General features: G+C 63.4%; 13 protein-coding genes. 5 read left to right on the top strand and 8 right to left on the bottom strand.

Annotation, left to right across the window (positions count from 1 at the left end):
• Nucleotides 1-30 precede the first annotated feature (30 nt).
• On the bottom strand, nt 31-900 hold the full coding sequence (locus AC0L3A_RS20315; protein WP_007593960.1) for an SDR family oxidoreductase: 870 nt from the start codon (nt 898-900) through the stop codon (nt 31-33).
• A gap of 104 nt (nt 901-1,004) precedes the next feature.
• Between AC0L3A_RS20315 and AC0L3A_RS20310 the strand changes: the two genes are divergently transcribed.
• Complete coding sequence (locus AC0L3A_RS20310) at nt 1,005-1,898, top strand: LysR family transcriptional regulator (RefSeq protein ID WP_007593961.1); 894 nt, start codon at nt 1,005-1,007, stop codon at nt 1,896-1,898.
• A gap of 30 nt (nt 1,899-1,928) precedes the next feature.
• Here AC0L3A_RS20310 and AC0L3A_RS20305 read toward each other — a convergent pair whose 3' ends face one another.
• Nucleotides 1,929-2,846: an intradiol ring-cleavage dioxygenase gene (locus tag AC0L3A_RS20305; protein ID WP_007593962.1), complete on the bottom strand. Its 918-nt coding sequence runs from the start codon at nt 2,844-2,846 to the stop codon at nt 1,929-1,931.
• A gap of 162 nt (nt 2,847-3,008) precedes the next feature.
• Between AC0L3A_RS20305 and AC0L3A_RS20300 the strand changes: the two genes are divergently transcribed.
• Complete coding sequence (locus AC0L3A_RS20300; RefSeq protein WP_007593963.1) at nt 3,009-4,283, top strand: serine hydrolase domain-containing protein; 1,275 nt, start codon at nt 3,009-3,011, stop codon at nt 4,281-4,283.
• Nucleotides 4,284-4,331: 48 nt separating this feature from the next.
• Here AC0L3A_RS20300 and AC0L3A_RS20295 read toward each other — a convergent pair whose 3' ends face one another.
• The 4 genes from AC0L3A_RS20295 to AC0L3A_RS20280 form a co-directional block, all read right to left on the bottom strand.
• Complete coding sequence (locus tag AC0L3A_RS20295; protein ID WP_007593964.1) at nt 4,332-5,651, bottom strand: TRAP transporter large permease; 1,320 nt, start codon at nt 5,649-5,651, stop codon at nt 4,332-4,334.
• On the bottom strand, nt 5,648-6,163 hold the full coding sequence (locus AC0L3A_RS20290; protein ID WP_007593965.1) for a TRAP transporter small permease: 516 nt from the start codon (nt 6,161-6,163) through the stop codon (nt 5,648-5,650). The genes AC0L3A_RS20295 and AC0L3A_RS20290 overlap by 4 nt, the downstream gene beginning before the upstream one ends.
• Nucleotides 6,164-6,242: 79 nt before the next feature.
• A complete protein-coding gene (locus AC0L3A_RS20285) occupies nt 6,243-7,241 on the bottom strand; it encodes a TRAP transporter substrate-binding protein (protein WP_473255071.1) in 999 nt (332 codons plus the stop codon).
• 359 nt (nt 7,242-7,600) lie between these two features.
• Nucleotides 7,601-7,834 (bottom strand): hypothetical protein, encoded by a 234-nt coding sequence (locus tag AC0L3A_RS20280; RefSeq protein WP_219682739.1) that lies wholly within the window; start codon nt 7,832-7,834, stop codon nt 7,601-7,603.
• 138 nt (nt 7,835-7,972) lie between these two features.
• Here AC0L3A_RS20280 and AC0L3A_RS20275 point away from each other — a divergent pair, with 138 nt between their 5' ends.
• The 3 genes from AC0L3A_RS20275 (at nt 7,973) to AC0L3A_RS20265 (ending at nt 11,267) form a co-directional block, all read left to right on the top strand.
• Nucleotides 7,973-8,317 (top strand): DUF1236 domain-containing protein, encoded by a 345-nt coding sequence (locus AC0L3A_RS20275; protein ID WP_007593970.1) that lies wholly within the window; start codon nt 7,973-7,975, stop codon nt 8,315-8,317.
• 342 nt (nt 8,318-8,659) lie between these two features.
• On the top strand, nt 8,660-10,117 hold the full coding sequence (locus AC0L3A_RS20270; protein WP_473255079.1) for a sensor histidine kinase: 1,458 nt from the start codon (nt 8,660-8,662) through the stop codon (nt 10,115-10,117).
• A 13-nt stretch (nt 10,118-10,130) separates the two neighbouring features.
• Nucleotides 10,131-11,267, top strand: coding sequence for a mandelate racemase/muconate lactonizing enzyme family protein (locus AC0L3A_RS20265; protein WP_473255070.1), 1,137 nt, complete (start codon nt 10,131-10,133; stop codon nt 11,265-11,267).
• Here the strand turns inward: AC0L3A_RS20265 and AC0L3A_RS20260 are convergent.
• Both AC0L3A_RS20260 and AC0L3A_RS20255 read right to left on the bottom strand, forming a co-directional pair.
• A complete protein-coding gene (locus AC0L3A_RS20260) occupies nt 11,264-11,995 on the bottom strand; it encodes a cytochrome c biogenesis CcdA family protein (RefSeq protein WP_007593977.1) in 732 nt (243 codons plus the stop codon). The two genes, AC0L3A_RS20265 and AC0L3A_RS20260, sit on opposite strands and share 4 nt — an antisense overlap.
• 206 nt (nt 11,996-12,201) lie before the next feature.
• Nucleotides 12,202-12,468: a hypothetical protein gene (locus AC0L3A_RS20255; RefSeq protein ID WP_007593979.1), complete on the bottom strand. Its 267-nt coding sequence runs from the start codon at nt 12,466-12,468 to the stop codon at nt 12,202-12,204.
• Between the last annotated feature and the right edge of the window lie 170 nt (nt 12,469-12,638).

Below are 12,638 nucleotides of genomic sequence, written 5' to 3'. Positions count from 1 at the left end.
CGTGTCGTGATTGGGAATGCGCCCCTGCCGTCAGGCAGTGGCCGCGATCTCGGAGACGAAGTCGCGATAGGATCGCAGCGGACGGCCCAACAGCGCGGTCAGACGCTCGACGTCGCCGGCTTCCGGGATCATTCCCTCGGTGAGGAAACGCTCGCTCATCAGCCGCATGTCGAAAGCCATCCAGCTCGGCATGAACTGCCGGAGATTCTTCTCGAAGCCGGCGGTATCGTCACCGGGATAGGCGATCGTGCGGCCCAGCACCTCCGACCAGACGGCGGCGGCTTTCGCGCCGGTGAGCGTATCAGGACCGACGAGATTGATGCGCGTGAGCGGAAGCGGTGTTGCGGCGCGCTCACGACGGACGAGCTCGATGGCCGCGATCTCGCCGATGTCGCGCGCATCGATCATGGCGAGCCCCCTGCTCCCGATCGGCATCGGATAGATGCCGTATCCGGTCACCACGTCCTTGATCGTGACGTCGTTGTTCATGAAGTACGCCGGGCGCAGGATGGTGGCGTTGAAGCCCATCTGCTCGATCATCCGCTCGACGCCGAACTTGCCGGCAAAGTGCGGGACGTTCACGTAGCGATCGCTGTGGATCACCGAGAGGTAGACGACCCGCTCGACGCCAGCCTCGCGGGCCAGGTTGAGCGCGATCAGTGCCTGGGTGAATTCATCCGGCACCACTGCATTGAGCAGGAACAGGGTCGAGACGCCCTTGAATGCGCTGCGGATCGAGTCGACGTCGAGCAGATCGCCCTGCACGACGGTGACGCCTGCCGGGAGGTTTGCCTTGGCAGGATCGCGCGCAAGAGCGCGGACATCGGCGCCGCGCTTGACGAGCTGTTCGACGACATGGCGGCCGACGGTGCCGGTTGCGCCGGTAACGAGGATGGTCATGGGGATCACTCCGGGGTTGGGGTCAGAAGACATCCCGGAAATTACTGATCCACATTCGGACCGATAGCCGCTATGTCTGGACAGACTGTCTCACTGGTGGAACAATGGACCTGCTCGCACTCGCCGATTTCAATCTCGTTGCCCGGCACGGCGGGTTCGGCCGGGCCGCACGCGCCGCCGGACGCCCGAAAGCCACCCTGTCCCGGCGGGTCGCGGAGCTGGAAGCCGCGCTCGACCTGCGCCTGTTCGAACGGGGAGCGCGCACCCTGAAACTCACGCAGGAAGGACGCGCCCTTTACGAGCGGACGGGGGCCTTGCTCACCGAGCTCGACGAGACGGCGACAGCGATCGCCTCGGGTGGAGACAGGCCGCGCGGCAGCTTGCGGATCAGCGCGCCTATGCTGTTCTCGCAGACTGCAATGGGAAATCTCGCGGCCGGGTTCGCGCTCAGATATCCGGAGATCCGTCTTGAGGTCACGACGGAAGATCGCTCCGTCGACATGGTGGAGGAAGGGTATGATCTGGTGATCCGGGTCAATCCCGATCCGGATGAAAACCTGGTCGGACGAATCTTCTTGCGCGATCGGCTGGTGGTGGTGGCGAGCCCTGACCTCGAACGACCGCGGGACGGAATCGCCGTGCCGGCCGTCATGCGCGGCGCGGGCGATCAGCTAACAAGCTGGGACGTGACAACGCCAGGCGGACAATCGCGCATTGCGATTGATCCAGTCCTCCGCCTGTCGTCGCTCATCATGGTCCGCGATGCGGTCCGGGCCGGCGTCGGCGCTACGCGCCTGCCAGTGTCACTGGTCAGTCACGACCTCGCTGCGGGCACGCTGGTGCTTTGGGGCGATATCGAGGGACCGGAGATCGCGCTGTGGACGCTTTATCCATCACGCCGGCTCCTGAGTGCGCGCGTATCCGCCTTCCTCGACTTCATGAAAGAAGCCTTTCCGATGGGGACGCCTGACGAGCTGGCGGCCTTTATCGGGAGATGAGAGGGCGGCGCGTGCTCTCGCGCCTGACGGTCAGGCCGGCTCCTCCGCCTTCATCCCCAGCGGCTTGGGCGCCATGCCGCCGCCGGGCTTGAGGTGGAATTCGTAGGTCATCAGGTGCCACTGCCCGCTTGCCCTGGAGCCGTCGGGCATCTCCGGGTCGCTGCGCGGCTCGACCTTGGCGACGAGGTCGTCCTTCACGCCGAACACCACGTCGGAATCCAGATATTTGTCGCCGTCCATAAAGACGTGGGTGATCAGCGGCTCGTAGCCCTTGGCATTGACCAGGAAGTGCACATGCGCCGGGCGCATCGGGTGGCGGTTGGTCTGCACGATCATCTCGCCGACCGGGCCGTCAGTCGGGATCGGGTAGCTGCAAGGCAGGATGGTGCGGAAGAAAAAGCGGCCATCGCTATCGGTGATGAAGCGCGCCCGCGCCGAGGCGCCGACCTCATCATAGTTCGGCTTCTGCGAGTCGTAGAAGCCGTCATCGTCGGCGTGCCAGACGTCAACGGGGACATTCGCGAGCGGCTTGCCCTTGAGATCGGTGACACGGCTCTGCACGAACATCCGTTCGCCGGTCTGATTGTTCGGAGAGATGTCGGTGCCGTGCGCCGTCACCTTGTGCTCGCCGACATAGAACGGCCCGAGCACGGTGGTCTGGGTAGCGCCCTCGCGCTCGCGATGGTTGACCGCGTCGACCAACATGGAGACGCCGAGCACGTCGGACAGGAGGATGAATTCCTGCCGGGTGTCCGTGCATTTCTGGCCGGTGCGGGTCAGGAAATCGATGGCGTATTCCCACTCCTCAAAGGTGAGGCCGGTCTTGCTCACGTAATCGTGCAGCGACTTCACCAATTCCTGGAGCAGGAATTTCGCGCGCGGGTCGGGTGTCTGGTCAAAGCTCCGGACGACGGCTTCAGTGAGTTCGGTCTCGTTGAACTGGGTCATGGTGCGTTTGCCCTGGTTTTTTCGTTGGCCCGGGTGGGCTCCTTGGAGGCGTTCCAGGGCGCAGCCTACACCAGTCGGGCCGGCTGCGTTAAGCGCAGCCGGCTTGGAAAGAGGTCGCCATTTCGGCTATCACCTTTCCGATAAAATGCCCCGGAGGAACTGATGCTCGCCCCTACCCCCGCCTCGCCCGAATCCGTCGGTATGTCCAAGTCCGCGCTCGACCGTATCGATGCGCATCTGAAGAGCCGGTACATCGATGCCGGTCGCTTCCCGGGCACGCATCTCCTGGTCTATCGCCGTGGCAAGGTCGCCCACAGCTCTCTGCAGGGCTTTGCCGATATCGAGCGCAAGGCGCCGGTCAAGGACGACACCATCTACCGCATCTATTCCATGACCAAGCCGCTCACCAGCGTCGCCTTCATGATGCTGGTCGAGCAAGGCCTCGTCGCGATCGATGAGCCGGTCGCCAAGTACATTCCGGAATGGAAGGATCTCGGCGTGTTCGTCGCCGGCACCGCGCCGTCCTTCCTGACCCGGCCGCCGTCGCGGCCGATGCTGATCGTCGACCTCCTGCGCCACACCTCCGGCCTCACCTATGGCTTCCAGCAGCGCTCGAATGTCGATGCCGCCTACCGCGCTGAAAAGATCGGCGAGGTCGAGAAATCAGGCACGCTGCAGACCATGATCGAGAGCCTCGCGAAAATCCCGCTGGAGTTCTCGCCGGGCGAGGCCTGGAACTACTCGGTTTCGACCGACGTGATCGGTTACCTCGTCGGCAAGATCTCCGGGATCCCCTTCGAGCAGTTCCTGAAACAACGCATCCTCGATCCACTCGGCATGACCGACACTGATTTCCACGTGCCTGCTTCCAAGGCCCACCGGTTCGCCGCCTGTTACTCGGCCGACCCGGGCGGCGGCATGACCTTCCATGCCGGCCAGCGGCGCGAGGGACTGACATTACAGGACGATCCAACCAAGAGCTCGTTCCTGTCACCGCCGTCCTTCATCTCGGGCGGCGGCGGGCTGTGCTCGACGACGGCCGACTATCTCACCTTCTGCCGTGCGCTGCTCAATGGCGGCGAGCTCGGCGGCGTCAGGCTGATCGGGCCGAAGACGCTGGCATTGATGACGACCAACCACATTCCCGGCGGGCGCTTTCTCCCCGAGGTGTCGCGCTCGCTGTTCTCCGAAGCGACCTACAACGGCATCGGTTTCGGCCTCGGCTTCGCCGTGACCATGCGCCCGGCCGAGACACTGGTCGCCGGCAGCCCCGGTGAATACAATTGGGGCGGCGCGGCCACGACGTCGTTCTGGATCGACCCGGCGGAGGAGCTGATCACCATCTTCATGACGCAGGTGCTGCCATCCAGCGCCTACCCGCTCCGGCGCGAGCTGCGCAGCATGGTCTACGCCGCGATCACCGAGAGCAATCTCTAGACAAAATCACCGATCCCGCGGCATCAGAACCGCGGGATCAAGCCCCGTTCATTTCAACATCTCCGGCACGATCAGGCGCGGCAGGAACAGCGAAACGCTCGGCCAGATGATGACCGCCGCCAGCACGAGCAGCATCGGAATCAGCATGATCACCGTGTCCTTGAGCGCATAGCGCAACCGCACCCCGGCGATCGAGCAGGCGATCATCAGGCACAGGCCATAGGGCGGCGTCACCAGCCCGAAGGCCAGCGAGACGATCGATATGATCGCAAACTGCACCGGATGAAGGTCCACCGATTTCGCCAGCGGTTCGAGAACGGTGCCGACGATGATGATCGCCGGAATGGCGTCGAGGAAGCAGCCCACCACCAGAAAGCAGAACGCGATGAAGAAGCCGGCCCCGATCGCACCCATGCCCCAGGTCGAGACGTTGGCCAGCAATTCCTGCGGAATCCTGTAGTAGGCCAGCAGCCAGCCGAACGCGCTGGCGGTGCCCACGCAGAACAGCGCGACACCCGCGAGACGGCCGGTGTCGAGCAAAGCCTTGTAGAGTTCGCGCGCGCCGGTTTCACGGTAAAAGAATGTCGATAGCGCCACGGAATAAAGCACCGCGACGCAGGCGGATTCGGTCGCGGTGAACCACCCCAGCAGGATGCCGCCGACGATGATGAACGGCGTCAGCAGCGCCGGTATCGAGCGCCAGATGGCGCAGCACATCTCCCTCCAGGTGTCCTTCGGATAGGTCGGATAACCACGCCGCACGGCATAGACATGCACTGTTGCCATCTGCGCGCCGGCGATCAGCAAGCCCGGCACGATGCCCGCGAGATACATCGCGGCGATCGAAGTCGAGATCAGTCCGCCCCACACGATCATCAGGATCGAGGGCGGGATGATGACGGCGAGCACGGCCGACACCGCTGTAATGGCGATGGAGAACGAGAGGTCGTAACCCTCTTTGGTCTGGGCATCGATGAATATCTTGGACTGGCTCGCCGCGTCCGCGGTGGAGGAGCCGGAGATGCCGGCAAAGAACACCGACAGCACGACGTTGATCTGCGCCAGCGACCCCGGCCAGTGCCCGACCATCGAGCGCGACAACGCCACCAGGCGATCGGTGATGCCGCCAATGCTCATCAAATTGGCGGTGAGCAGGAAGAACGGCACCGCCAGCAGGATGAACGAATTGTAGGCGTTGAAGGTTTCCTGCGCGAGCGTCATCAGCGACAGATGCGGTTCGATCAGCAGGATCGGCACGCAGGCCAGACCAAGCGCGAAGGCGACCGGCACGCGTATGATGAGCAGGCCAACGAAAGTACCGAACAGGACCATCGCGGCCTGCCCGGCAGAAAGAACATTGCCGCTCATTGATTTGCCCCAACCAGAATCCGGATCTCGTCGACAATCTGTTCACCGGCGAACACGATCCAGGTCACGCCGGCAACCGGCCAGGCGACGTGGATCAGCCAAAGCGGCAGATCGGCCAGCTCCGAAGTTCTGTTCCAGGCAAAGCGGGTGAACTCGATGCCGGCGGATACGAACACCAGCGCCAGCACCAGCACGCCGAGCCGCGCAAGAATCCGCACCAAGGCTTCGCTTCGGCGTGACAGGTCAGGCCAGACGTCGACTTCAAAATGCTGCGACTCTCTGATGCCGACCATGGCGCCGATCATGATCGTCCAGATGAACATGAACCGCGCCATCTCCTCGGTCCAGATGTAGGACGGAATCAAAGGCGTGTAGCGCGAGATGATCTGCAACGTGACTGGAATGACCAGAAGGCCGACAGAGGCGGCGAGCAGGATTTCCAGCAGTTTTGCATAGGCCGCCGTTGCTCGGCGCCATGGCGACGGGTTCGGCGGCATCGATATTTCGGTCATTACGACTCCGGGGGATCATAATCACGCAATGGGGCAAGCCGTCTGGCTTGCCCCGCTGTCGCGTGGGCGGCGACAGTTCTCAGACGACGTTGATCTTCTCGAAAATGCCTTCCGCGCCGATTTCCTTGGCGTAGGTGGCCATCACGGGATCGGCGAGCTTTTTCATGGCGTCCCGCTCCTCGAACGGGACCCGCTTGAGCTTGCCAGCCTTTTCCAGCGTGTCGAGCTTGACGACCTCTTCGCTCGACTCCAGCTGACGGCCGTAGTCGCCGGCCTCCTTGCCGGCCTTCATGATCGCGTCCTGCAAATCCTTCGGCAGGGTCTTCAGCGTCTTCACCGAGAAGCAGATCGGCCGGATCGACACGGCGTGCTGGGTCAGGTTGAGATGCGGAGCCACTTCGTAGAACTTCATCGCCTCGACGCCGGCCGCCTCGTTCTCCCCGGCCGCTATCACGCCGTTCTGGATCGCGTTGTAGATTTCGTTATAGGCGATCACCGTCGGGCTCATGCCCACGGCCGCAAAGGTCTTGGACCAGATCGGCGCGCCCTGCACGCGCACCTTGAGTCCCCTAAGGTCGGCAAGAGTCTTGAGCGGCTTGTTGGCGAAGATATTGCGGATGCCACCGCCGGAATAGCCGATCAGAACGACCTCGGCCTTGGCCGCGACTTCGTCAGCGATCGGCGCCAGGATATTGGCTTCGACGACCTTGTTCATGTGTTCGATGCCCTTGAACACGAAGGGCGCGTCGATGAACGGAGCCGCCTTGGCGAAGGTCGACATGTGAGCCGGCGAGACGATGCCGTAATCGACGGCTTTGCCCTGCGACATGTACTCGAAATACTGCTTTTCGAGGCCAAGCGAGGAATTCCTGTGCAGCCTGAAGTTGACTGGCTTGCCGTAATACTTCTTCACCAGCTCTTCGAACCGGAGCAGGGCCCGGTTAAAGGCGTGGTCGTCGTTGAACTGGACCGCGCCGTTCAGCGTGATCGGCGACTGTGCCCTGACGATTGACGGCATGCCAATCGCGGCCGCCGCAGTGGTCGCACCGATCCCAGCGAGAAATGATCTTCGCTTCATCGTCTCCCCTCCCTTTGATGCTCCGGCCCTGTCGCCGGGCCGTGAGCGCAGCCGGTATGCGGCTTGCGAGAGGGAAGCGTATGGAAAACGTCGGCGGGACGGAAGTCATTTCGCGTGCGCGGGAGGTCCTCTTCGTCGCAGGGCCACTCTTCGCGCGAACTGTTGCACTGCAACTTGCGCTCCTGGCGACGCGTGGCAGGCTGAGGGGAGACAGGCTTGCGGACCTGTGCGCTGCACGCACAGATCCGCTCGCCTTCCACTGTGCTTTAATGCAAATGGCCGATCAGATAGATGCCGCCGCCGATCACCAGCACGGCAGGAACGGCCCAGAGAATCAGAACTGGCATTTGTCATCCTCCTCAGTTCGACGTGCAGACCTTGACGGTCTTCATGCCGCTTTCAGCCTCGGTGCGCGACTTGTAGATCGTGCCCGACGGGCTGACGACGGTCATGGACGTGTCCGTCGGCTTCTTGTCGACGATCGTGCACTTCTTGGTCTTGACGTCCTGCACGACATAGAACTCGTCGGCAGCGAACGCCGGCAGGGAAAACGCGGCAAGCATCAGTGCTGCAGTTACTATCTTCAACTTCATTGGTCGTCCTCCTCCAGAACCCGAGCCGTTCAGCCCGGTCATCTACAAACGGGAAAAAATGGTAATTGGTTCCCAGAGCCGGGAACGCTGTCGGCGATGAGGGGTTGTTGCGGCGCATATTCGAATGAGGAGAACGAGATGAAGAAGTTGTTCCTGCTTTCCGCCGCCGCGGTCCTGATTTCGACCGGTGCTTTCGCGCAATCGACCGTCGTAACGACGACCGGAACCGGTCACGCGGCGGCCGTTCAGATCGAGCCGCAATACCGGACCAGGATCAAATCCTACGTCACCGAGCATCGCATTCGCCCGGTCACGACGAAGGAGAAGATTATCGTCGGCGCGAAGGTGCCGAGCGACGTCGAGCTCGAGGCCGTTCCGGCCGACTGGGGCCCGTCCCTCACGAAGTATCGCTACGTCTACTCCGGCGATCGCGTGATGCTCGTCGATCCCGGCTCGCGTACGGTCGTTCAGGAAATTGATTGATCCAGGTGTAAGGGGGCCGCCTTGAAGGCGGCCTCCCTCTCTGGGAGTTGACGTTATGAGATCGCATCGAGAGGCCCGGATCGCCGGGCTCAGCCTGGCGGCCGTGTACGCCATGTGCCTGCTACTAACCGCAATCAGCATGAGCTGAGGCACAGCCGCCGACTGCGATGCAAAATCTTCTGGGCGGCTCGTCCGGACGCGAAAATTATGGCGCGGCGCAAATCCCGCCCCTATGGTCTCCCAAAATCATAAATCCGGCGCTCCCTTGCGCTGGAACCGGGACGCCCGCGTTTGTCAAAGCTCACTTTGCCGGTCCGGCTCGCTCTTCTGGTCACGGGAACGATGTTGCCGCTGATCGTCTTCGCGGTCGGTATTGCCGTCTACAATTACAAGCAGGACCGCAACGACGCGACCCGCCGCGTGCTGGAGAACGTGCGCAGCATGCGCCTCGTGCTGGACTCCGAGGTGCAGCGGATGACCGGCGGCCTGCAAGTGCTTGCGCTGACCAATTCGCTGCGCAATGACGACTTCCAGAGCTTCCGCCGCATGGCCCTCGGCTTCGTCGACCAATATGGCAAGGGCGGCCTGGTGCTGATCTCCGATCGCAAAGGCCGGCTGTTGTTTTCCTCCGCGACCGAGGACACCGCAAGCCTGCCGCCGCGCGGTCATCTCGAGATCATCGAGAAGGTGTTTGCGACCAGGTCGCCGCAATATTCCGACCTGTTCACCGGCGCGATCAACGGCCGACAGGTGCTTACGGTCGAGGTTCCGGTGCTCCGCGATGGCGAGGTGATCTACGACCTCTGCTTCAGTCCGCCGGTCAGCACCTTTCAGGACCTGGTCGAGAAGCAACGGCCCGACCAGAACTGGACGGTTTCCTTGCTCGACACCAAGGCTTTCGTGTTCGCGCGCACGCCGAACCCTACGGAGACGTTCGGCAAACGGGCTACCGGCACGCTGTATGAGAGTATATTGCGCACACCGGAGGCCGCACTCTCGACCGTTTCGCTCGATGGTGTTGCGTTGTCCACCGTCTATACGAGGTCGCGGCTCACTGGCTGGACCATCGTGGCCGGCGTCGCCGAGAGCTCGCTGATCGCTCCGCTCTGGCGCAACATCGCGATCACCAGTTTTATCGGCGGCATCCTGCTGCTGACCGGCCTGACCTTCGCGGTCAGGATGGCGACCACGATCGCGCGCGGCGAGATGCTGCACGATCTCCTGATCGACGAGCTCAACCATCGCGTCAAGAACACGCTCGCCTTGATGCAGGCGATCACGGTGCAGACCTTCCGCAGCGCCAGCCGGGACGAGCGGACGAAGTTCGAGGGGCGGCTCGGCGCGCTGGCCGAAGCGCACAATTTGTTGAGCCAGGAAAAATGGGCGGGCTCCGAGCTGCGGGACGTGATCACCCGCGCGCTCCAGCCGTTCCTGCTGAACAATCCAGAGCGCATCCGCATGGCCGGACCCGCAGTGCCGCTGTCGCCGCGGCTCGCCGTGGTGCTGTCGATGATCGTGCACGAGATCGCCACCAACGCTGCAAAGTACGGCGCGCTGTCCAATGAGACCGGCCGGGTGACGCTGGAGTGGGAGGTCGTTGCCGAGGCGCCGAAGCCGCGGCTCCGCCTGATCTGGACCGAGATCGGCGGACCGCCGGTGACGGCGCCGGTGCAACGCGGCTTCGGCTCACGCCTGATCGAACGCAGCGCGCGCGACCAGCTCGGCGGCGAGGCAACGGTCGACTTCCTGCCGCGCGGCGTGGTCTGCACGGTGATTTGCGCGCTGGATGAGGCGCGATGAACGGAGGCCGGCAATGAAGATCACAAGCGTTCGCACGCACATCCTCGAAGCAAAGCTGTCGCAGCCCTTCGCCTATTCGCGCGCCTGGTACGACACGCGCACCGCGATGCTGGTCGAAATCGAGACTGACGACGGCCTTGTCGGCTGGGGTGAATGCTACGGCCCGGCACGAATGACGGCGGCGGTGGTTCGCAGCATCGAGCCATGGCTGATCGGCGAAGATCCGTTGCGCACCGACGTGCTGTGGCAGATGGTCTATGCGCGCTTGCGCGATCATGGCCAGAAGGGCGTCGTGATCCAGGGGATGAGCGGCATCGACATCGCGTTATGGGACATCAAGGGCAAGCATTTTGGCGTACCCGTGCATCAGCTTCTCGGCGGTGCCGCGCGCAAGCAGGTTGTGGCCTATGCGACCGGTCTCTACCGGCGCAAGTCAGGCGATCCGCTGACCTATCTGCCGGAGGAAGCGGCCGGTTATGCCGCCGAAGGATTCCGCGCCGTGAAGCTGAAGGTCGGTTTCGGCATCGCCGAGGATGCCGCAGTCACCCGCGCGGTGCGCGAGGCGATCGGCGCCGATGTCGCGCTGATGGTCGATGCGAACCACGCCTATGACGCGGTCGCGGCGATCCGGCTCGGCCGCCTGATCGAGCGCCATGACATCGGATGGTTCGAGGAGCCGGTGCCGCCGGAGGATGTCGCGGGCTATCGCGCGGTGAAATCCGCGCTCACGATTCCGGTCGCCGGCGGCGAGTGCGAATTCACGCGCTTCGGCTTTCGCGAGCTGTTCGTCTCGCACGCACTTGACATCGCCCAGCCCGACAGCTGCGCGGCAGGTGGTTTGAGTGAATGCAAGAAGATCGCCGACATGAGCGAGGCGTTCGGCATCCGCTACAATCCGCATGTCTGGGGCACCGGCATCGCGATCGCGGCCTCGCTTCAGCTCCTCGCCGTGCTGCCGTCGCACACGCCGACTTCGCTGTCCTCGCTCGAGCCGATGCTTGAATTCGACCGCACCGAACATCCGATCCGGCAGGCGATTTTGAAGGAACCGATCGAGCATGAGAGAGGCGTCGTGCGGGTGCCCGAGGGGCCTGGCCTCGGCATCGAGATCGACCGCGAGGCGCTGGCGCGCTTTGCGGCGGAGGCCTAGCCGATCGTCTGCAACGCCGGAAACGTCTCCAGCAGCCAGATGCTCACGTTCGAGACCGCGCCGGTGAGGAATCCAATGCCGGTAATCACCATCAGGACGCCCATGGCGCGCTCGACATTGACGAGATGGCCCTTCATGCGCGCGAACAGGGTGGAAAATTGCTCGATCATCAGGGCCGCGATCAGGAAGGGAATGCCGAGGCCGGCCGAATAGACCGCGAGCAGGCCGGCACCCTTCGTCACCGTGGCTTCGGCCGCGGCGACCGAGAGGATCGCGGCGAGGATCGGGCCGATGCAGGGCGTCCAGCCAAAGGCAAAGGCCAGCCCCATCACATAAGCGCCCCAGAGGCCAACGGGCTTGGGCGCGGTCAAGCGTCCCTCGCGCATCAACAGGCCGATGCGCGTCAGGCCGAGGAAGTGCAGGCCCATGACGATGATAACGATGCCGGCGAGGATCGAGAGTTCGGCCGACCAGGCGCGGATCAGTCCGCCGATCAGAGAGGCGCTGGCGCCGAGCGCCACGAACACCGTGGAGAAGCCGAGCACGAACAGGAGCGCCGACATCATGATGGCGCGCTTGGAGGTCGAAGCGGGCTCGTTGCTTTCGACATGCTCGATCGTCGCGCCCGTCAGATAGATCAGGTAGGGCGGAACCAGCGGCAGGACGCAAGGGGAGAGGAAGCTGACGAGGCCGGCAATCAGCGCCGCCGGGATCGAAACGTTTTGCATGATGCAGTCGGAGCCATCTCAGGCCCCGGTGCGGCGCGCGGGGAATGCGCGCGGCCCGGAGCCGAACCGGCTCTGGTGTAGCCGATGCCAGCGAATGCGCAACAGAGGCGCACAAAACCAGGGCTCCTCCCGATGCCGTCTGTGATCACAGATGCGGCATCGGGACACGCACAAATCTCGCCAAAAAGCGAAACTCGGCGGCGCGGCTACTTCACCACGCGGAGCAGCGGACGCCGGGGCTGGTCCTGCGTCTGCTTGGAGGGGGGCTGCGGTTCGTTCGTGGCCGTCCGCAGCATTTCGTCGCACAGTGCCTTGAGATCGGCACTGTCAATTCCTTTGAGTTTCATCCGCACGTCCAGGATGACAATGGACAGCAGCTCGGCCGACTCGCGGCTGTTGCTCTCGTTGAGCACCCTGCGGCACTCTTCGAGCGTTTCCAGCACCGACTGCAACTGTTCGTCTGAATGCGACACGGCGTTCTTTCCGCTAATTCGGCCTGTGAGACGTGGTTGTGACGACCCTTTTGGCCCCCATGGAGCGTTGAGGATAACACGAGGCCGCTGCGCCCCCGAACAGGATTTCAGTGTGTTTCTGCCTTGAAACCGCGGTTCCCGCGCGTATCGCGTCGCCCCGCCGACCGTCG

The sequence above is a fragment of the Bradyrhizobium sp. MI1.3 genome, from assembly GCF_055811695.1.
The sequence above is the reverse complement of the archived record's forward strand: the minus strand, read 5'-3'. Positions and strand labels throughout refer to the sequence as shown.

Coding starts and splice junctions, on each gene's coding strand:
- AC0L3A_RS20315 (WP_007593960.1), bottom strand. CDS start 900: ATGACCATCCTCGTTACCGGCGCAACCGGCACCGTCGGCCGCCATGTC.
- AC0L3A_RS20310 (WP_007593961.1), top strand. CDS start 1,005: ATGGACCTGCTCGCACTCGCCGATTTCAATCTCGTTGCCCGGCACGGC.
- AC0L3A_RS20305 (WP_007593962.1), bottom strand. CDS start 2,846: ATGACCCAGTTCAACGAGACCGAACTCACTGAAGCCGTCGTCCGGAGC.
- AC0L3A_RS20300 (WP_007593963.1), top strand. CDS start 3,009: ATGCTCGCCCCTACCCCCGCCTCGCCCGAATCCGTCGGTATGTCCAAG.
- AC0L3A_RS20295 (WP_007593964.1), bottom strand. CDS start 5,651: ATGAGCGGCAATGTTCTTTCTGCCGGGCAGGCCGCGATGGTCCTGTTC.
- AC0L3A_RS20290 (WP_007593965.1), bottom strand. CDS start 6,163: ATGACCGAAATATCGATGCCGCCGAACCCGTCGCCATGGCGCCGAGCA.
- AC0L3A_RS20285 (WP_473255071.1), bottom strand. CDS start 7,241: ATGAAGCGAAGATCATTTCTCGCTGGGATCGGTGCGACCACTGCGGCG.
- AC0L3A_RS20280 (WP_219682739.1), bottom strand. CDS start 7,834: ATGAAGTTGAAGATAGTAACTGCAGCACTGATGCTTGCCGCGTTTTCC.
- AC0L3A_RS20275 (WP_007593970.1), top strand. CDS start 7,973: ATGAAGAAGTTGTTCCTGCTTTCCGCCGCCGCGGTCCTGATTTCGACC.
- AC0L3A_RS20270 (WP_473255079.1), top strand. CDS start 8,660: ATGTTGCCGCTGATCGTCTTCGCGGTCGGTATTGCCGTCTACAATTAC.
- AC0L3A_RS20265 (WP_473255070.1), top strand. CDS start 10,131: ATGAAGATCACAAGCGTTCGCACGCACATCCTCGAAGCAAAGCTGTCG.
- AC0L3A_RS20260 (WP_007593977.1), bottom strand. CDS start 11,995: ATGCAAAACGTTTCGATCCCGGCGGCGCTGATTGCCGGCCTCGTCAGC.